Here is a 19,051-nt window from a genome sequence, read left to right on the forward strand (position 1 = left end):
CGAAGTCAGAACGGAGTGGGATCGGCATGGCGAACCTCCATGGCTCGCCAAGTTGAATCACACCCACCCCGACGCAGAAAATCACGAACGAGTCAGCCCTTCAGGGACTTAGTATTATACGGAAGATAAGAATTATACGGAAGATAAGATCGCGGAAATCCGCGCCGCCATCGCCGAACGACAGGCGTCCAATCCGCAATGGAAGCCGCCGCAGGAATTGGTGACGGCCCTGGAAGTGACGGAGGCGCGGCGACGCCTGATCAACGCATCCAACAGCGGACAATGGCGAACGGTGCTGAGCGTGGCGACGGAAGCGCCAAACCTTCTGACCTGCGCCAATGTGGACGTTCTCTGGCGGGTTGCCGAAGCCTACGCGAAAACCGACCAGATCAACCGCACGCGGGATGCTTATGTCTACCTGCTGACCAATTGCGCCGATCCGGCCGAACGGCTGGGCACTCTGCAGAAGGCCCTGGAGCTTCTCCCCGAACAGCAGGTTGCAGACCTGCTGCGGTTCGAGCGGAAGACCGGGGACAAGCCGGACGACTTCAGCAGCATCCGCGACGAGGTGGCCAGGCGTCGGGTCCAGCGCGCCTCCACCGACCCGAAGCAGACCGTCTCGGCGGACGACCTCGCGGTCGTGGAACGCCTAGCCGAAAACAGGACGGAGGCCGGGAACGCGCTTCTGCTCGGCTGGTACAACTAAGCCATGGCAATCCTCAAAAGGCCCTCGACTGGTTCAAGACAGCGCTCGACCGCGATGGCGGGGCGAAAGCCGCCGAAGGTTATGCCTTGACCCAGAGGGCCCTCAATCGTTTCGTGGAAGCGGAAGCCTTCGCGTATGAATGGCGCGACAAGGCCGCCGAAAACATGAGGATCTACCTGGATATCGCAACGGCCCTGTTGAGCCAGGATCCGCCGCTCCGGCTGGAACCGGCCGTCCTGACGCGCACCGTCCAGACCATTGCCGCGCAGCGCTTCGCAAACGGCGCTCAGGCTGTGGGCTGGTACTCCTACAATACCGGACAGATCTCGACGGCGCGGCAATGGTTCAGGACCGCCCTGAGCTGGAAAGCGGACGACGAAGCCTCCGCCTATGGGTTGGCGCTCTCGACCCAGCGTCTGAACGACCGCGTCGGCTTCAACGCCGTCGTGGCGCAGTGGCGCGGCCGCTCGGAGCGCATCGCGGAGCTGGCTGCGGGCGGCAATCGCCGCCGTGTGCCGGGAGCGCAAGCGCCGGTGCCCCTGCCGGCTGCCATTGCGCAACAGGCTGCTCCACCTCTCACAGAGGACATCACGCCAGTCAGACAAGCCGCTGCTCCCCGTCAGACGGTTGAAACCCGGGTCGTTTATGAGCAGGCGCCACGGCGGGCTGCCCAACCCGGGGGTCGGAGCAGTCGCAACTGCACGATCACGCGCAATCCGCGTAACTTGTCTTCCGGCGCCGCCCTGACGCTCGGCTGGGGCCTGATGGAACTCAACCGTCCCCTCGAAGCCGTCGCGGCCTTCGACCATGCCATCGAGACGGGCAGCGCCACGACGCGGGAGGAGGCGGGCTACGGCAAGACCCTTGCTTATCTGCGCAAGGACCTGACCTCGGAGGCGGCCATCGCGGCCGCCCAGGCGCCTCAGACGAGCACGCGCCGGGTCGAGCTTCAGGCCACGATCCTGGCGCAGCGCGCAGTCGCGGCCTACCGGGACGGGCGTTACACCGAAACGATCCTGATGCTCGGCGAACGCAGTCGGATCGTTCCGGAACAGAACGACCTGATGCTGATCAAAGGCTGGTCGTATCTGAAGCTCGGCCGTTACCAGGACGCCGAACAGATTTTCCGTGCGGTTCAGCGAACCGGCTTCTCCGAGGAGGCCAATGTGGGTCTCAACGCCGTCGCCGAAATTACCCGGCCGGCCCGGTAACCAGACCGAAACTCGGCCGCATGTTGCAGGTTGCTCCACGCCGCCCAATATAGAGCGCTGCGGGCCGCTCTCGGGCCTCTTCCTTTGATTTGAGACGACGTGAGCGATGGCGGGCCTGCAAATCATTCTCTTCGATGTGGGTGGAATCGCATGCGCGCTGCGCAGAAGCGCCGCCAGGGAACTCCTGCCGCTGCCGCGCCTATGGCGTCCGCCCGGAACACCCCGTCCCGTCGCGGGCTTCTTCAATTTGAGCGGCACGGCCGTTCCGGTCATCCGGCTCGACATCCTGTTCGGCCTTGAGCTCAACAAGACGGCCGACGCCGAAACGGATCTATACCGACATCTGATCCTCGTCGACAGCCTGACGCCGTCAGGCCGCGCGGCCCTTCTGGTGGACCGGGTGCTCGACGTGCTTCAGGTGGAGGAATCCACCCTGTCCGCGGTCGCGCCGGAAAATACCCTCAATGGCTGCGTGGAAGCAGAGATCACCCACGCAAGCGGGCTCGTTCATCTCCTGTCCATCGAGCGGGTCCTCCTTGCCGAGGAACAGCAGGCTCTGAGCGAACTTGGCCGCCATGCGCAATCCCGTCTGGGCGAATGGGCACTTCCGGCTTGATGGCCGCCCGAAAGGCTCCTGAACTCGTTCCCGATGCGGGCTTTTCCAAGTTGAAAGGCCGCGTCATCGAGCGGACGGGGCATTTCTACTACCAGGACAAGAACGACCTGCTCTGGGAGCGTGTCCGCAAGCGCCTCAATGCGACAGGCCTGCGCGACAGCGCGCAATATCTCGCTCTCTTGAACGATCCTGCTTCCGGCGAGGCCGAATGGGCGCGCCTGGAAGCCGAGATCACCATCGGCGAGACGTTCTTCTTCCGCTATGCGGAGCAGTTCACGGCCCTGCGCGGGACTATCCTTCCCGAGATCATAGAGCGCAAGAGCGCCGAGCGGCGGCTTCGCGTCTGGAGCGCCGGCTGCGCGACCGGCGCGGAGCCTTATTCGCTGGCCATCCTGATCCGTCAGCTCCTCGGAGAGAAAGTGGCGGACTGGCGCGTCAGCATCATAGGCACCGACATCAACGAGGGATTCCTCGCCACCGCGCGGCGGGCACGGTTCGGCAAATGGGCGCTCCGGTCGGTCTCGCCCGAGGAAAAAGCCGGCTATTTCACCCCGGCGGACCAGGAGCAATGGCAGCTTCGTCCCGAGTTCCGGTCTCTCGTCCGGTTCGAAAGGCACAACCTGCTGAGCCTCCTGGACGGCACCTCCCCGCTCCAGTTCACCGAATTCGACCTCATCCTCTGCCGCAACGTCCTGATCTATTTCCATCCCGACACCGTCACCCGCATCGTCGGCGCTCTGCGCAATTGCCTCTTGGAGGATGGCTGGATGCTCCTTGGGCATGCCGAGCCCAATCCCACCTTCGGGTCCATGATGCAGGCCCTAAGCCTGCCGGGTACGGTCGCATATCGCCGCCGCTCCGGCAGCGCCGAGGCTTTCGTCCCGGCAATCGGAAGCCAGCCTTCGCCGGAGCTGGCCTGGACCCCGTCCGTACCGGCCGCGCTCGGGACGAAAAAGCCCGCCAGGAAGGAGCCTGCGCCCCGTCCGCCGCCGGCAAAGGCCCGTCCGGCCGCTCTTCCCAGCCACTCGCCCGATACCCTGCTGGCCGAAATCAGGCGGAAAGCCGATGCGGGGGATTTTCAGGCAGCCCATTCCCTGTGCCTGCAAGCGCTCCTGGACCAGCCGTTGAATCCGGTCGTGCATTTTTACCAAGGATTGATTTCTCAGGCCCTCAAGCGGCCTGCGGAAGCTCAGCAGGCCTTCCGTCGCAGCATTTATCTCGATAAGAGCTTTGCCATGGCTCATTACCACCTCGGACTTCAGCTCCTGGCGGACGGGCAACCGGGCGCCGGGCGGGCCCTGGCCAATGCCGCGCGCATTGCGGGATCGATGCCCGAGGATGAGGTTCTCGCGGAAGCAGACGGGGCAACGGCCAAGGATCTGCGCAATCTGATCCGCCTGCATCTCGATGCGGCGGCGCGATCGGAACGAAAGGGCTGATCATGGCGAAATCGCTGCGGCGGCAGAAGCTCAGGGAAATCAATCGACGCAAAGTCCTGTCGGCGGAGGAGCTCGCTCGCGTGATCCTCGACGAGAGAACCGAACATCTCGCCTCGCGCCGCACCAGCCTTGCGGCCCCCGCTCCCGACGAGACCCAGGTGCTGATCTGCGGAGCCGGCCAGGAGCGCTACGGCATCCCCGTCCAGGCTGTCTCCGAAGTGCTGCCGTTCCAAGCCTGCATGCCCATTCCGGACGGCCCGCCGGCTCTGGCGGGCGTGTTCGGCCGCAACGGACGCCTCGTCAGCGTGATCGACCTGGGAGCGGCCCTCGGCAGCACCGGGACGCCATCAGACGGCGAAAGCAGGCATCTTGTGCTGTTGCGCAGAGAGCAGCCGCAGGTGGCGCTGCTCGTCGACCGGGCCCACGGGGTCTCAACCGTTGCGCCGCTTGCAACGAGCGAGGCGGGCAGCTTCCGGTCGGATGCCGTTACTGGCTATGCGGAAGCCAAGGCCGGCCTTGCCGATCAGGAGAGAGTCCTATCTCTCCTCGACGTCGACCGTCTCCTTCGTCCTTTCCTGCCCAATTCCCCCGTGTCTGGAGTTTAACGTGACGATCTCGATCGCGAATCGCATTCTTCTCGGCTTCGCCGTCATCGTCACGCTGATGACCGGGCTCGGCATGTATGCCCTGAACCAGCTCGGCGAGGTTCGCCGGACGACGGGGACGATCGTCTCCCGCGATCTTTCCATGATGGGCCAGGTCCAGACGATCGCCGAACAGCAGAACCAGATGCGAGCCGTTCGGGAGGAGGCCCTGTCGCGCTTTCTCCTGAGGTCCGTCGGGCAGCAGCAGCAGGGATCTTTCGAGGATCTGATCAGCGAATGGAGCCGCCGCGCCGCCACGACGGAAGCCGCTGTGGCGCAAGCGGTCGCGAGCGCAAACGGGTTCCGGGCCCAATCCGTCACGGCCGAGAGAGCCGATGCCTGGCGTCGCACCGCGGAGCTGCTCAACAGCGCCAGCGGGGAGCTCCGCCAAATCAGGGTCTCGTCCGAGCGGCAGTTCACGGCGCTTCAGAACAACGACCTTCCGGCGGTTATCGCCACGGTGGGAGCCTTGAACACCAGTCGCAATGCGTGGAACTCCCTGCTCGAGGAGATCCGCAAGATCCAAGGCGAAGCCATCGCGATCGGAGAAACTCGCGTCGGGCAAGTCTACGAACAGAGCCGCACCTCCATCATCATCGCCCTTGCGGGAGCTGCGCTCCTGAGCCTGTTCATCACCTATGCGCTGCGTTCTTCCATCGCGAAGCCTCTCGACTCCTTCATGGAGTTCGTAGAGCGCGTCGGCCGTGGTGAGCTGGGCGGTCAAATGGCCACCGTGGGCAATGACGAGATCGGACGGCTCGGCGGAACGCTGAACGGCATGGTCGAAGGGCTGCGCCAGCTCGCCCGGCAAAGCCGTGAAACCACGGAGAACCTGAACGCCGCCGCAGCGGAAATCCGCGCCTCCACCCAGGAGCAAGCCGCCAGCGTCGAGGAGCAGCTTGCGGCCGTGCAGGAAACGGCCGCCACCGTGGACGAAATCACCCATGCGGGCGCCCAGATCGGAAAGCGCGCGCAGGAGGTCATCGCCTCGGCGCAGGCAACGGCTCAGACCAGCATGTCCGGCCTTCAGGCGGTCGACGAGACCGCGCGGGCGATGGATTCCATCCGCGAGCAGGCCGAGATGGTGGCCGAGAACATCGTCGCGCTCAGCGAAAAGACCCAGGCCGTCGGCGAGATCATCACCAGCGTGAACGACATCTCGGAGCGCACACATCTTCTGGCGCTGAACGCAGCCATCGAGGCAGCGGCCGCAGGCGAGCACGGGCGCAGTTTCGCCGTGGTGGCGTCCGAGATGAAGGTGCTGGCCGATCAGGCCAAGGACGCCACCGGGCAGGTGCGCTCGATCCTCGGCGACATCCAGCGCGGCATCAACACCTCGGTCATGCTCACCGAAGAAGCGGTGAAGCGGGTCACGGCCGGCAAGGAGCGCACCGACACCACCCAGCAGACGATCACGGAGATTTCCAGCAGCATTCAGGAAAGTGTGCAGACCTTCCAGCAGATCGTTGCCTCGACCAACCAGCAGCAGCTCGGTATCGAGCAGGTCATGGGCGCTCTTCAGAACATTCGCCAAGCCAGCCAGCAGACGGCGGCGGGCACCCGCCAGCTCGACACGGCGGCAGCGAACCTGTCGGACCTGTCCCAACAGCTTCTCGGCCTCGCCGAGCGCTACCGGTTGTGATCCGGGCAGGATCGGAGACCCGCACACCGTGACGGACATCCGCAGGCAATTGCTGGCTGCCTTCGAGGCCGAACACCGGGAGCATCTTCATGCGATCCGGACCGCCCTCGATAGCCCGGGCCCGAGCGACGTCGACCTCACGGACATCTTTCGTCGCGCACACAGCCTGAAGGGCGCTGCCCGGGCCGTGGACATGCCTCCAGTGGAGGAGGTCGCGCACGAGCTGGAAGCGCTGTTTGCGCAGATCCTCGAAGGACGGCGGTCCCTCGACGGGCCGACCATTGCGGCGGTGCGCCTGAACCTCGACTCGATAGAAGACCTCGTCGCAGGGGCCCTCGCGCCCCTTGCTCCAACCCCCTCAGCACCTCCCCGTACCGCGGAGCAAACACCTGAGGACCGAAAGCCTCAGGCGCAGAGACAGGCCGATGCTCAGACTCAGCCTGCTCCGAGAACCGACACCCCTGGCTCGACCGAGACCGGGACGGGCGCTTATCTGAGGGTCTCGGCAGACCAGATGGAGCAGCTCTCGAATTCGATGCATCAATTGATGGCGGAACTCCAGCAGGATGAGGCCGCCGACGAGAAGCTGCGGCAGATCGAACTCGACATCAGGAATCTCAGGCGAAACTGGGATGCCCTGCAGGTGCAGGTTGCGTCGATCGTTTCCGCCGCCCGAAAGTCCAACGTCGAGCATCCGGCGTCCGGTCACTCCATCCCTCGCCTGCGCGACTTCGACCAGGATCTGAAAACTCTGTTCCGCAAGCTTTCCGCGCTGTCCCGCGACCGTAAGCAATCCATATGGGCCATCGATCAGGCTGCGCGACAGGTTCGCGACGACATCGACCGCGTCTCCCTCATCCCGGCTGAAACCGTCTTCGGCGGCTTCGGCCATATGGTGCGGGAGATTGCGCGGGCGCAAGGCCGGGACGTGCACGTGCGCGCCACCGGCCTTGAGATTCAGGTCGACCGCCAGGTGCTTCAAGCGCTCAAGGATCCGGTCATGCACCTCCTGCGCAACGCGGTGAGCCACGGGGTGGAGCCTCCGCATGAACGGCGCGCCAAGGGCAAGCCCGAACATGCAGAGATCGTCCTGGAGCTGGCATCCCGCGGCGGCCGTCTCGCGGTCAGCATCCGCGACGATGGGCGGGGGCCGGACCTCGCGCGGATCGAGCAGGTCGCCATAGAGCGCGGCCTTTTAGCGCCCAGGGCCGGTGGCGAACCGCCGCCGGCCCTGGATCAGCTCTTGTCGCTCGTTTTTGCTCCAGGCTTCTCCACCGCCGGCGAAGTCGATCGCCTGTCGGGCCGCGGCATGGGCCTTTCCGTCGTGGCGGAAGCGACGCGCAAGCTTCACGGCTCAGCCCTTCTGCGGCCCCGCTATCCTTGGGGAGCGGAGGTTCTTCTGAACGTGCCTTTCACGGCCGCCCGGCAACCGCTTCTGCTGGTCGAGGCGGAAGATCGCATGTTCGGCTTGCCGTCCTACGCCATCGAGCGGCTCCTGCAGGTTCGCGCCTCCACGCTCGAAACTGTGGAAGGCCGCCCGACGTTACGGATCGACCTGAGGGGGGAAGACGTTGTTGTTCCTGTCATCGCCCTTGCGGCGCTCACAGGATCCCCGAATGCGCACGTTCCCATCGAGTCTGGAAACATCAAAGCCGTTCTGCTCCGGCACGGGGGCCGGTACTGCGCGCTCGCGGTCAACACCTTCCATGATGTCCGCACCATGCTGGTCAGTGACGTCCAGGCCATTGGCTTGAGCGAGATGGTGTCCGGGACGGCTCTGCTCGAGAACGAGATGCCCGCGCTCGTGCTGAGCCCGGAACTCGTGATCGAGCACTGGATCAAGAACGAGAGCCGCCTCGCAGCCGGCGGCCTCGGCCTGGGGCCGGATCAGGAGCGGCACGTCACGACCATTCTCGTGGTGGATGATTCGATCACCACCCGCACTCTCGAAAAGAGCATTCTGGAAGCGCAGGGCTACCAGGTGCTTCTGAGCGTCGATGGCGTGGATGCGCTCAATGTCCTGCGCTCCGGCGAAACGCTCGTCGACCTCGTGCTTGCCGACGTGGAAATGCCGCGCATGGACGGGTTCAGCCTGTTGCAGGCGGTCAAGGCCGATCCGCGGATCGCATCAATTCCCGTCATTCTCATGACATCGCGGGCCGATCCGGAAGACGTTCGCCGAGGGCTTGACCTTGGGGCCGGGGCCTATCTGACGAAGCAGAAGTTCGACCAGCGCGAACTTCTGGCGACGATCGGGCAGTTGTTATGATCGCAAAGCCCCCTCCGTCGCAGGTTCGCGTCATGGTGGTCGAGGATTCCCTCGTCGTCCGCCAGCTTCTCCTGCACATCATCTCCCGCGACCCGCGCCTGGTCGTGGCGGCCGCCGTGGGATCCGCCGAGGAGGCTATCCAGGAGATAGGACGCGTCCAGCCGGACGTGATCTCCATGGATATCCGTCTTCCCGGGATGGACGGGCTCGAGGCCACGCGCCGGATCATGTCGGAGCATCCGACGCCGATCGTCGTCATCGCGGGCAGCATCGAGGACACGTCCCTCAAAATCTCCATGAACGCCCTGCGGGCCGGGGCCCTGACCGTGGTCGAGAAGCCGGTCGGGTTGACCAGCGCCGGCTTCGATGCGATCGCCGAGACGATCTGCACGCAACTCTACATCATGAGCCAGGTGCCGGTCGTGCGGCAGCGCTCGTTCAAGTGGCGCACGTCCGACACGCCGTCGAAGCCGGATTCGGACTGGAGGATCATCCGCCCCAGCATCATGGGCATCGCGGCGTCCACCGGAGGCCCTCCCGCCCTGGCCAAGATCCTCGGTGCCCTTCCGGCAGGCTTCCCCATTCCGATCCTGCTCGTTCAGCATATGGGCGCACCCTTCATGGAGGGTTTCGCCTCATGGCTGAACGGCCTGATGGCGCTTGAAGTCCGAATTGCGCGCGATCAGGAAATTCCGGTCGCCGGAAACGTCTACGTGGCGCCGGGCGATCGTCACCTGCTCCTGTCGCCGGTGGGAACGCTGCAGATCAGCTCGGCCCCGGCCCTTGCCAGCCAACGGCCCTCCGCGACCCTGCTCTTCCGCTCCATGGCCAAGGCGGCCGGACCGAGGGGTTTGGGAGTGATCCTGACCGGCATGGGAGAGGACGGGGCCGAGGGCCTCGTGGAATTGCGGCAAGCGGGCGGCTATACCGTGGCCGAAGACGAGAGCACCGCCGTTGTCTACGGGATGCCCGCAGCGGCAACCCGCATGGGAGGTGTGCGCGCAAGCCTGCCCCTCGACCTAATCGCCCCCCGCCTCCTGCGCATCGCTCAGGGGGAAGGTGAATGAGCGCTGGCGCAGGCACGCAGCCGGCCAACATTCTCCTAGTGGAGGATTCTCCCACGCAGGCGCTCCAGCTTCGTCTCGTGCTGGAGGGGAACGGCTTCAACGTTTCTTGGGCCTCGACGGCGGAAGCAGCCCTCGACAGCCTGAACGGGGGGCTGCCCGATCTCGTCATCGCGGATTTTCACCTTCCCGGCATGAACGGGGACGAACTGACGCGCCAGATGCGGCTCAATGTGCGAACCCGCGCCATCCCGGTCATCATGCTGACGGAGGCCCGGGAAAGCGCTGTCGAACGGCAGGGCCTGGAGAGTGGGGCCGACGCCTACATCGCCAAATCCGCCGAACAGGCCTTGATCATCCTGAGGATCAAGGCCCTTCTCCGCCGGCGCCACTCCCCGGCGGCCGAGCCCAAGGATGGCCGCGAGGCGCCGAGTTTCAGCGCATTCCGCCGAGCCTGCATCCTGGTGGTCGACGACAGTCCCGGCCAGCGCGCCCATCTCCAGCAGTTGCTCTCCCACGAAGGCTACGCGGTGACGTCCGCGGCCGATCCGGCCGAGGCTCTCCGGCTGATCGGTTCGCACGACACGGCCTGGGATTGCGTGCTCGTCAACCTCCTCAGCCCCGGATTCGACGGGACCGATCTCTGTCGTCAACTGAACGCCTATCGGGGCCTAGCTCCCCTGCCCGGCATGGAGGTTGCGAACTTCTCCATCGTGGGCCTCGGCAACGAAGATGGTGGAGACACCCTCGCGCGAACCTTCGAGGCGGGCGCGGACGACATCATCCCGTGGTCCGCCGACGCGGACGCCATGAGAATTCGCATCCGCTCCCTCATTCGGCGCAAGCTTCTCCAGGATGAGAACTGGCGCATCGAGGCGGAACTCCAGGAGCGCGAACTCGCCTTCGAGCGCGCCCGGGCCGAGGCGGCTTCCGCCGAAGCGCTTGCGACGGCCAACCGGGAACTCGCGGAGGCGAATTTTCGGCTCAAGGAAACCCAGTCCAAGCTCGTCCAGGCCGCCAAGATGGCTTCCCTGGGTGAACTGGTGGCCGGCATTGCCCACGAGATCAACAATCCCCTGGCGTTCATTCTCGCGCATCAGGGCACCGTCGAGCGGCTGCTCACCGAGGTCGCGGCGAAACTTCCCCCAGAACCTGACCTGGAGCGCCCGGTCTCGAAATCCCTCGAGCGAGTGGGAGCCATGAAGCTGGGCCTGAGCCGGATCCAGGAGCTCGTGCTCAACCTCCGGCGCTTCTCACGCCTCGATGAAGGCGACTTTCAGACGGTTAATGTTCAGGAATCCATCGAGACGGTTCTGTCGCTGCTGGGCCACAAGCTCGGGCCCCGCATCGACGTCCGCCGCCGCTACGAGGCGGTTCCGGATCTCTACTGCTCGCCGGCCCTGCTCAATCAGGTGGTGATGAACATCGTCGGAAACGCTGCCGACGCCATCGGCGAAACCGGCGTCATCGACATTGAAACCCACAGCACCGACGAAACCTATACAATCAGGATCAGCGATACCGGCCCAGGGATCCCGCCGGACCTGCGCGAGCGCATCTTCGAGCCGTTCTTCACCACCAAGCCGGTCGGGGCCGGAACTGGACTTGGCTTGGCAATCGCCTATAGCGTTGTGCAGGCTCACAAAGGAACCATAACGGTCGATGCCGGCCCCGCCGGAGGGACTTGCTTCACCATCACGATCCCAAGGCAGAATACTGAATGACTTGGTCGAGCGACGCTCAATCACGCAATGGAACGATTTTGGTCGTCGACGACGAGCCGGATATTCTCGTCGCGCTCGAAGACCTGTTCGAGAACGACTACCGCGTCCTGTCGACCACATCGCCCCTGAAGGCGCTCGACATCCTCGAGAATGAACCTGACATCGCGATCATCATCTCCGACCAGCGCATGCCCGAGATGCAAGGGGATGAGTTCCTGGCCCAGGCCCGGCATCACAGCAACGCCGAGGCCATCCTGCTTACCGGCTATGCGGATCTGAAGGCCGTCATCGGAGCGGTGAACAAGGGCCGCATCATGGCCTATGCGCCCAAGCCCTGGGAGCCTGCGGCGCTGTCCAGCATGGTGGCGGCGGCCTACCAGCGCCGCATGCTGGCCCGGGAACTCGATACGGAACGTGCACTCCTGCGCGGCCTGATGGAGAGCACCAGCGACCAGATCTCCTTCAAGGACCTCGAGGGCCGCTTTGTCCGGTTGAACGCCAGCAAGGCCAGGAGCCTCAACCTCACGTCCGACGCATGCCTAGGCCGCAAGGAGCGCGAACTCGTCGCGCCCGAGCAGGCCAAGTTGATCGACGAAACGGAGCGGCAAACCATCGCGGCCGGCAAGCCCAGCGAACGCATCGAGGAACGGTCGTCGCCCGATAGCGCGACGCAATGGTTCCTGATCAACCAGATTCCGATTCTGAACCAGGATGGGGCGGTTACGAACCTTGCCACGATCGAGCGCGACATCACCGAGCGCAAGCTGATGGAAATGCGCCTGCGGCAGGCTGACAAGATGCAGGCGCTGGGAACCCTCGCGGGTGGCGTCGCACACGACTTCAACAACCTTCTGATGGCCGTGCTGGGCAGCCTGGATCTCGCAAAACGCAGGGCTCCCGACGATCCGCGTCTGACGCGGCTTCTGCAGAATGCGACCTATGCGGCGGAACGAGGGGCGTCCCTAACCCAGAGGCTTCTGAGCTTCAGCCGGCAGCGGGATCTCAGGCTGCAGGCCGTGGACGTCAATCAGGTCATTACCGACATGAACGACCTCCTGATGCGCAGCCTCGGGGGCTTCATCCGCATCGAGAGGCAGCTGGCGGAGCATCTGTGGGCCGCCATGGTCGATCCGGATCAGCTCGAACTCGCGATCCTGAACCTGTGCATCAACGCCCGCGACGCCATGACGGAGAATGGCGTCCTGACCCTATCGACGCGCAACAGGACCGTCGGCGAAGGCGAGGTCACCGATCTACCGGAGGGCGATTACGTCGTGGTGTCCGTGGCGGATACCGGAGAGGGCATGCCGCCGGAAATCCTGAGCCGGGTCCTCGAGCCGTTCTTCACCACGAAGGAGGTCGGCAAGGGAACGGGGCTCGGCCTGTCCATGGTCTACGGCCTTGCCCAGCAATCGGGCGGCACCGTGGTCATCAACAGCACGGTGGGTGTCGGAACGACGGTCGAGCTGTACATGTCCAAGTCCGCCACCGATCGATCCGATTCCGCTCACGAAGAGGCATCGCTGGTCGATTCGACCGTCAAGGCGCGAATCCTCCTCGTTGATGACGATGCGGAAGTCCGCGCCGTTACGGCGGCTTATCTGAACGACATGGGCCATCGGGTGGTGGAGGCGGCCGACGGACCATCCGCCCTTGACATCCTGCGGGCGGATTCCGGCCTCGACCTGCTGATTGCCGATTTCGCCATGCCGGGAATGACGGGCCTCGATCTCGCCAACAAGGCCCGGAAGCAGCAGCCGGACCTCGGCATCCTGCTGGTCACCGGCTACGCCGATCCGGAACGGATGCCGGACAATTACCCTGTTCTCCAGAAACCCTTCAGCCGGGTCGAACTGGGCGTCAAGGTCATGGAGGCGGCCCGACCCCGCGGGCCAGCGGAGATTTCTTCGTCGTGATCCGAAGGGCGATTGCGACCTTCCCATAGGGCACTTCGCCGGACGTCGCCATAATCGCGGAAAATTGAGGTTTTGGCGGCTTGGCGCACCTGCGCCGGTAAGCATGAAATGGTATATTTTTTCCGAAAATTCTGGATCGCCGCGAGGACAGATTGACTTTATCGAGGCTTCGCACCTTAACTTCGTCGCAGAACGGCCATGAGTAGGCCGTCTCAGAGGACCATGTAATGAAGAAATCAGCCCTTTTCGCAGCTATCTGCGTTCCGGCTTTCCTGGCCGCAGCCCCGCTGGCTGCCAAGACTCTCGTCTACTGCTCGGAAGGCAGCCCGGAAAACTTCTATCCCGGCATCAACACCACCGGCACCTCGTTCGACGTGAACGAGCACATCTACGACAACATCGTGGATTTCGAGCGCGGCGGCACCAAGGTCGTTCCCGGCCTGGCCGAGAAGTGGGACGTTTCCGCTGACGGCACGGTTTACACCTTTCACATCCGCAAGAATGCGAAGTTCCATTCCAACAAAGGCTTCAAGCCGACCCGCAACCTGAACGCCGACGACATCGTGTTCATGTTCGAGCGTCAGTGGAAGGAAGAGAATCCTTACTTCAAGGTGACGAGCCCCAACCACTCCTACTTCAACGACATGGGCATGCCCAAGCTGCTGAAGTCGGTCGAGAAGGTTGACGACTATACGGTCAAGATCACCCTCAACCAGCCTGAGGCTCCCTTCCTGTCGAACCTCGCCATGCAGTGGGCTGGCGTCCAGTCGAAGGAATATGCCGACGCCATGCTGAAGGCCGGCACGCCTGAGAAGGTCGACCAAGACCCGATCGGCTCGGGCCCGTTCTTCCTTGTGAACTACCAGAAGGACGCCATCGTCCGCTTCAAGGCCTTCCCGGAATACTGGGGCGGCAAGGCAAAGATCGACGATCTGGTGTTCGCGATCACACCGGACGCCTCCGTTCGCTGGGCCAAGCTCCAGAAGGGCGAGTGCCACGTGATGCCGTACCCGAACCCGGCTGACATCGAGGCCATCAAGAAGGACCCGAACGTCACGCTCATGGATCAGGCTGGCCTGAACATCGGCTACCTGGCCTACCAGACCACGAAGAAGCCCTTCGACGACGTGCGCGTCCGCAAGGCCTTCAACATGGCCATGAACAAGAAGGCTATCGTCGACGCCGTGTTCCTGAGCTCGGGCGTTCCGGCCAAGAGCCCGATCCCGCCGTCCATGTGGTCGTACAACGACTCCGTCAAGGAAGACGAGTACAACCCGGAAGCCGCCAAGAAGCTCCTGGCTGAAGCCGGCTACCCGAACGGCCTCGAGACGGACCTCTGGGCCATGCCGGTTCAGCGTCCCTACAACCCGAATGCACGCCGCATCGCCGAGCTCATGCAGGCCGATCTCGCCAAGATCGGCGTGAAGGCTGAGATCAAGAGCTTCGAGTGGGGCGAGTATCGCAAGCGGGCTCAGGCCGGCGAACACCAGATGGCTCAGCTCGGCTGGACGGGCGACAACGGCGATCCGGATAACTTCCTGCACACCCTACTCGGCTGCGCCTCGGCTCAGTCCGCCTCGGGCTCGAACATCGCCAAGTGGTGCCACAAGCCCTTCGACGATCTCGTGACCAAGGCGAAGGTCGTCACCGACCAGGCCGAGCGCACGAAGCTCTACCAGCAGGCTCAGGTGATCTTCAAGGAGCAGGCTCCTTGGTTCACCGTGGCTCATGCGGTGCAGCTGAAGCCGGTCCGTAAGGAAGTCGTCGACTTCAAGCTCTCGCCCTTCGGTCGCCACACCTTCTACGGCGTGGACCTCAAGGACAAGTAAGCCTTAACACTCAACCTATGGCGGAGCGGCGCTAAAGGCCGCTCCGCCTTTTTACATTGAGACGATGCTCCGCTTCATCCTCACCCGCGTCAGCCTGATCATTCCGACCTTTCTCGGGATCACATTGCTGGCCTTTTTCCTCATCCGGCTCGTCCCGGGCGATCCCATTGAAACCCTGGCCGGCGAGCGCGGCATCGACCCTGCGCGCCATGAGCAGCTGCGCAAGGAATACGGCTTCGACCAGCCGGTCATCGTGCAGTACGGCATCTACCTGTCCCGCGTCCTTCAGGGGGATCTTGGCAAGTCGATGATCACGCAGGAGCCGGTGCTGACCGAGTTCTCGGCGCTGTTTCCGGCCACCGTAGAACTTGCGCTCTGCGCCATCGTGTTTGCCCTGTTGATCGGCCTCCCGGCCGGCATGCTGGCGGCGATCCGACGAAATTCGATCTTCGACCATGGAGTCATGGGCGTTTCGCTCACCGGCTACTCCATGCCGATCTTCTGGTGGGGCCTGATCCTCATCCTGATCTTTTCCGTCCAGCTCGACCTGACCCCCGTCTCCGGGCGCATCGATGTTCTCTATTACATCGAACCCACCACCGGCTTCCTGCTGATCGACACGCTGCTGTCGGACGAGGAAGGCGCCTTCTGGTCGGCGGTCAAGCACCTGATTCTGCCTACCATCGTGCTCGGCACCGTGCCGCTTGCGGTCATCGCCCGCATGACCCGCTCGGCGATGCTGGAGGTTCTCGGTGAAGACTACATCCGCACCGCCAAGGCCAAGGGCCTGTCCCGGTTCCGCATCGTGGCTCTGCATGCACTCCGTAACGCCCTCATCCCGGTCGTCACGGTCATCGGCCTGCAGGTAGGTGTGCTTTTTACCGGCGCGATCCTGACCGAAACCATCTTTTCCTGGCCTGGGGTCGGCAAGTGGCTCATCGACGCCATCTTCCGGCGCGATTATCCGGTTCTCCAGGGCGGCGCCCTTCTGCTGGGCATCGTCGTCATGGCCGTGAACCTGCTCGTCGATCTGACCTATGGCCTCATCAATCCGCGCATCAGGCATAACCGATGACCGCTGAAACCATGGAAGCTCCTGCCGTCGCCGCACCGACGGCAACCCCTCCCCATCCCTTGCGCGAGTTCTGGGGCTATTTCAGCGCCAATCACGGCGCGGTGGCTGGTCTCGTCATCATCATCGCGGTGGTGCTGGTGGCTCTTCTGGCCGACGTGATCGCACCGCACTCGCCTTATGTCACCGACACGTCCATCGCCCTCAAGCCGCCATTCTGGCAGGAGGGCGGCTCGATCGCCTATCCGCTCGGCACGGATCCGATCGGCCGGGACATCCTGTCCCGCCTGATCTACGGCGCGCGGCTCTCGCTGCTCATCGGCCTTGTGGTGGTGGCGATCTCCATCGTGGCCGGCACGGTGCTGGGTCTCGTGGCTGGCTTCTTCCGGGGCCTGACCGAGATCTTCATCATGCGTCTGATGGACATCATCCTGACCCTGCCGAGCCTTCTGCTCGCCATCGTGATCGTGGCGGTGCTGGGGCCAGGCCTCATGAACTCCATGCTGGCCGTGGCTCTGGTGATCCTGCCGCATTATGTGCGCCTTGCCCGCGCGGCGGTCATCACCGAAACCTCGAAGGATTACGTGACGGCCGCCCGCGTCAGCGGCGCCGGCACCACCCGGCTGATGTTCCGGGAGGTTCTGCCCAACTGCACGGCGCCACTCATCGTGCAGGCTTCGCTCGGCATCTCGACGGCCATCCTCGACGCGGCAGCCCTCGGCTTTCTCGGGCTCGGCGCGCAGCCGCCCTCCCCCGAATGGGGAACCATGCTGGCGGACGCTCGCGAATTCGTGCTCCGTGCATGGTGGGTCGTGACCTTCCCAGGGTTGGCGATCCTCATCACGGTGCTTGCCTTCAATCTGCTCGGGGATGGTCTTCGTGACGCCCTCGACCCAAAACTGAAGCGCTGAATCATGGCCCTTCTCGAAATCGAAAACCTGTCGGTGGAATTTCCGACGCAAGGCGGCATCATGCGCGCCGTGGACGGCGTGAGCCTCAAGCTCGACGAGGGCGAGGTTCTCGGCGTCGTGGGCGAATCCGGATCGGGCAAGAGCGTCACGATGCTGGCCGTCATGGGCCTCATCCCGTTCCCGGGTCGCGTGAAGGCCGACAAGCTCACCTTCAATGGACGCGATCTCCTGACCATGTCGGAGGCCGAGCGCCGCCGGCTCACGGGCAAGGACGTCGCGATGATCTTCCAGGAGCCGACGACGAGCCTCAATCCCTCGTTCACCATCGGCTTCCAGCTCGCTGAAACGCTTCGGCTGCACGAAGGCATGGACCGCAAGGCGGCTCGCCGCCGCTCCATCGAACTCCTGGAGCAGGTGGGCATTCCGTCGGCGGAAAGCCGCTTGTCCGCGTTCCCACACCAGCTCTCGGGCGGCATGAACCAACGCGTGATGATCGCCATGGCGATCGCCTGCAACCCGAAGCTGCTGATCGCCGACGAGCCGACCACGGCGCTCGACGTGACGATCCAGGCACAAATCCTCGATCTGCTGATGAACCTGCAGAAAGAGCGCAACATGGCGCTCGTCATGATCACCCACAACATGGGCGTCGTCGCCGAAACCGCCCGGCGCGTGATGGTCATGTATGCGGGTCAGATCATGGAGGAGCGCTCGGCAACGGACCTCTTCGCGTCGCCGCAGCATCCCTATACGGCAGCCCTTCTGGCCGCCCTGCCGGAGCGCAGCGAAGGCGCCACGCGCCTTGCGACGATTCCGGGCGTGGTGCCGGGTCTCTACGACCGGCCCAAAGGCTGCCTGTTCAGCCCGCGCTGCGCCTATGCGACCGAGCATTCGCGCAATGTGCGCCCTGAACTCAAGCCCTGGGCCGGCGGACACATCCGCTGCCATTACCCGCTCGGCGACCCGAACCGGAACGCCGAAATCCAAGCTGATCATCCTGTCGGAGCGGAGGCCGCATCGTGAGCGCTCCCATCGTTGAAGCCAAAGGCCTCAGGCGCGTCTATGAGGTCAAACGGGGCCTGTTCAAAGAGCCCGGACGCCTCCAGGCGGTCGGCGGCATCTCCTTCTCGATCGAGCCCGGCAAGACCCTGGCTGTGGTGGGTGAATCCGGTTGCGGCAAGTCCACCCTCGCCCGCATGGTCACCCTGATCGAAAAGCCCACCGAAGGGTCGCTGACCCTCGACGGTGTGGACGCGGTCAATCAACCGGCCGGCAAGGCCAAGGACCTGCGCCGCACGGTGCAGTTCGTGTTCCAGAATCCTTACGGATCGCTCAACCCGCGTAAAAAAGTGGGCACGATCCTGGAGGAGCCGCTGGCCATCAACACCAGTCTGTCGTCCGCCGAGCGGACGGAGCGGGCCCGGGCCATGATGGCGAAGGTCGGATTGCGGCCCGAGCACTACAACCGCTACCCGCACATGTTCTCAGGCGGGCAGCGCCAGCGCATCGCCATCGCGCGCGCGCTGATGCTGTCGCCGAAACTGGTGGTGGCGGACGAGCCGGTTTCGGCGCTCGACGTGTCGATCCAGGCGCAGGTGCTCAACCTCCTGGCGGATCTGCAAGCCGAGATGGGCCTTGCGTACCTGTTCATCTCTCACGATCTCGGCGTTGTTCGGCACATCGCTCACGACGTGCTCGTCATGTATCTGGGTCATGCGGTCGAGCAGGGGCCGAAGGAGCGCATCTACGCGCGTCCGCTTCATCCCTACACGCAGGCGCTCCTGTCTTCGACGCCGGGAATCACCGGCGTCAAGCGCAAGCGCATCGTGCTCAAAGGAGAGCTGCCGTCGCCGCTCAATCCGCCCAAGGGCTGCGTGTTTTCGACCCGCTGCCCCTATGTGACGGAGCGCTGCAAGGTGGAGCGTCCGCAGCCCCGTCTTCTCGATGGGCGTTACGTCGCTTGCCACTACGCCGAAAACTTCCTGAAGGAAACGGCGGCCTGACGACC

Annotated in this window: 15 protein-coding genes; all 15 read left to right on the top strand. The window is 64.1% G+C overall.

Going from position 1 to position 19,051, the window contains the following annotated elements:
• Positions 1–220: 220 nt before the first annotated feature.
• The 15 genes from DRB19_RS23735 to DRB19_RS23805 all read left to right on the top strand — a co-directional run bounded on the left by DRB19_RS23735 (position 221) and on the right by DRB19_RS23805 (position 19,046).
• Complete coding sequence (locus DRB19_RS23735; protein WP_147022048.1) at positions 221–706, top strand: hypothetical protein; 486 nt, start codon at positions 221–223, stop codon at positions 704–706.
• Positions 707–792: 86 nt separating this feature from the next.
• Entirely contained in the window at positions 793–1,917 is a 1,125-nt protein-coding gene (locus tag DRB19_RS23740) for a hypothetical protein (RefSeq protein ID WP_114188496.1), read from the top strand.
• A 106-nt stretch (positions 1,918–2,023) separates the two neighbouring features.
• A complete protein-coding gene (locus DRB19_RS23745) occupies positions 2,024–2,533 on the top strand; it encodes a chemotaxis protein CheW (RefSeq protein WP_114188497.1) in 510 nt (169 codons plus the stop codon).
• Entirely contained in the window at positions 2,533–3,972 is a 1,440-nt protein-coding gene (locus DRB19_RS23750; protein ID WP_210207520.1) for a CheR family methyltransferase, read from the top strand. The genes DRB19_RS23745 and DRB19_RS23750 overlap by 1 nt, the downstream gene beginning before the upstream one ends.
• Positions 3,973–3,974: 2 nt before the next feature.
• Positions 3,975–4,577 (top strand): chemotaxis protein CheW, encoded by a 603-nt coding sequence (locus DRB19_RS23755; RefSeq protein WP_114188499.1) that lies wholly within the window; start codon positions 3,975–3,977, stop codon positions 4,575–4,577.
• A 1-nt stretch (position 4,578) separates the two neighbouring features.
• Complete coding sequence (locus DRB19_RS23760; RefSeq protein WP_210207521.1) at positions 4,579–6,258, top strand: methyl-accepting chemotaxis protein; 1,680 nt, start codon at positions 4,579–4,581, stop codon at positions 6,256–6,258.
• A gap of 28 nt (positions 6,259–6,286) precedes the next feature.
• Positions 6,287–8,527: a hybrid sensor histidine kinase/response regulator gene (locus tag DRB19_RS23765; RefSeq protein ID WP_114188501.1), complete on the top strand. Its 2,241-nt coding sequence runs from the start codon at positions 6,287–6,289 to the stop codon at positions 8,525–8,527.
• On the top strand, positions 8,524–9,594 hold the full coding sequence (cheB, locus tag DRB19_RS23770; RefSeq protein WP_245439780.1) for a chemotaxis-specific protein-glutamate methyltransferase CheB: 1,071 nt from the start codon (positions 8,524–8,526) through the stop codon (positions 9,592–9,594). The genes DRB19_RS23765 and cheB overlap by 4 nt, the downstream gene beginning before the upstream one ends.
• The gene (locus DRB19_RS23775; RefSeq protein WP_114188502.1) at positions 9,591–11,315 is read left to right on the top strand and encodes a response regulator; all 1,725 of its coding nucleotides are present in this window, start codon (positions 9,591–9,593) and stop codon (positions 11,313–11,315) included. Before cheB ends, DRB19_RS23775 begins: the two co-directional genes overlap by 4 nt.
• Positions 11,312–13,231: a response regulator gene (locus DRB19_RS23780; protein WP_114188503.1), complete on the top strand. Its 1,920-nt coding sequence runs from the start codon at positions 11,312–11,314 to the stop codon at positions 13,229–13,231. The genes DRB19_RS23775 and DRB19_RS23780 overlap by 4 nt, the downstream gene beginning before the upstream one ends.
• 227 nt (positions 13,232–13,458) lie before the next feature.
• Positions 13,459–15,060, top strand: a complete 1,602-nt coding sequence (locus tag DRB19_RS23785; protein WP_114188504.1) for an ABC transporter substrate-binding protein — start codon at positions 13,459–13,461, stop codon at positions 15,058–15,060.
• 64 nt (positions 15,061–15,124) lie between these two features.
• The gene (locus DRB19_RS23790) at positions 15,125–16,135 is read left to right on the top strand and encodes an ABC transporter permease subunit (RefSeq protein ID WP_114188505.1); all 1,011 of its coding nucleotides are present in this window, start codon (positions 15,125–15,127) and stop codon (positions 16,133–16,135) included.
• Positions 16,132–17,043, top strand: coding sequence for an ABC transporter permease subunit (locus DRB19_RS23795; RefSeq protein WP_114188506.1), 912 nt, complete (start codon positions 16,132–16,134; stop codon positions 17,041–17,043). Before DRB19_RS23790 ends, DRB19_RS23795 begins: the two co-directional genes overlap by 4 nt.
• A gap of 3 nt (positions 17,044–17,046) precedes the next feature.
• The gene (locus DRB19_RS23800) at positions 17,047–18,066 is read left to right on the top strand and encodes an ABC transporter ATP-binding protein (RefSeq protein WP_114188507.1); all 1,020 of its coding nucleotides are present in this window, start codon (positions 17,047–17,049) and stop codon (positions 18,064–18,066) included.
• Positions 18,063–19,046, top strand: coding sequence for a peptide ABC transporter ATP-binding protein (locus DRB19_RS23805; RefSeq protein ID WP_114188508.1), 984 nt, complete (start codon positions 18,063–18,065; stop codon positions 19,044–19,046). Before DRB19_RS23800 ends, DRB19_RS23805 begins: the two co-directional genes overlap by 4 nt.
• Positions 19,047–19,051: the final 5 nt, after the last annotated feature.

It is taken from the genome of Microvirga aerophila (genome assembly GCF_003332305.1).
GTDB lineage: Bacteria > Pseudomonadota > Alphaproteobacteria > Rhizobiales > Beijerinckiaceae > Microvirga > Microvirga aerophila.

Bases quoted from the DNA above. Each gene is read 5' to 3' on its own strand.
- DRB19_RS23785 (WP_114188504.1), top strand. From the start codon at position 13,459: ATGAAGAAATCAGCCCTTTTCGCAGCTATCTGCGTTCCGGCTTTCCTG.
- DRB19_RS23800 (WP_114188507.1), top strand. From the start codon at position 17,047: ATGGCCCTTCTCGAAATCGAAAACCTGTCGGTGGAATTTCCGACGCAA.
- cheB (WP_245439780.1), top strand. From the start codon at position 8,524: ATGATCGCAAAGCCCCCTCCGTCGCAGGTTCGCGTCATGGTGGTCGAG.
- DRB19_RS23775 (WP_114188502.1), top strand. From the start codon at position 9,591: ATGAGCGCTGGCGCAGGCACGCAGCCGGCCAACATTCTCCTAGTGGAG.
- DRB19_RS23795 (WP_114188506.1), top strand. From the start codon at position 16,132: ATGACCGCTGAAACCATGGAAGCTCCTGCCGTCGCCGCACCGACGGCA.
- DRB19_RS23750 (WP_210207520.1), top strand. From the start codon at position 2,533: ATGGCCGCCCGAAAGGCTCCTGAACTCGTTCCCGATGCGGGCTTTTCC.
- DRB19_RS23745 (WP_114188497.1), top strand. From the start codon at position 2,024: ATGGCGGGCCTGCAAATCATTCTCTTCGATGTGGGTGGAATCGCATGC.
- DRB19_RS23755 (WP_114188499.1), top strand. From the start codon at position 3,975: ATGGCGAAATCGCTGCGGCGGCAGAAGCTCAGGGAAATCAATCGACGC.
- DRB19_RS23790 (WP_114188505.1), top strand. From the start codon at position 15,125: ATGCTCCGCTTCATCCTCACCCGCGTCAGCCTGATCATTCCGACCTTT.
- DRB19_RS23780 (WP_114188503.1), top strand. From the start codon at position 11,312: ATGACTTGGTCGAGCGACGCTCAATCACGCAATGGAACGATTTTGGTC.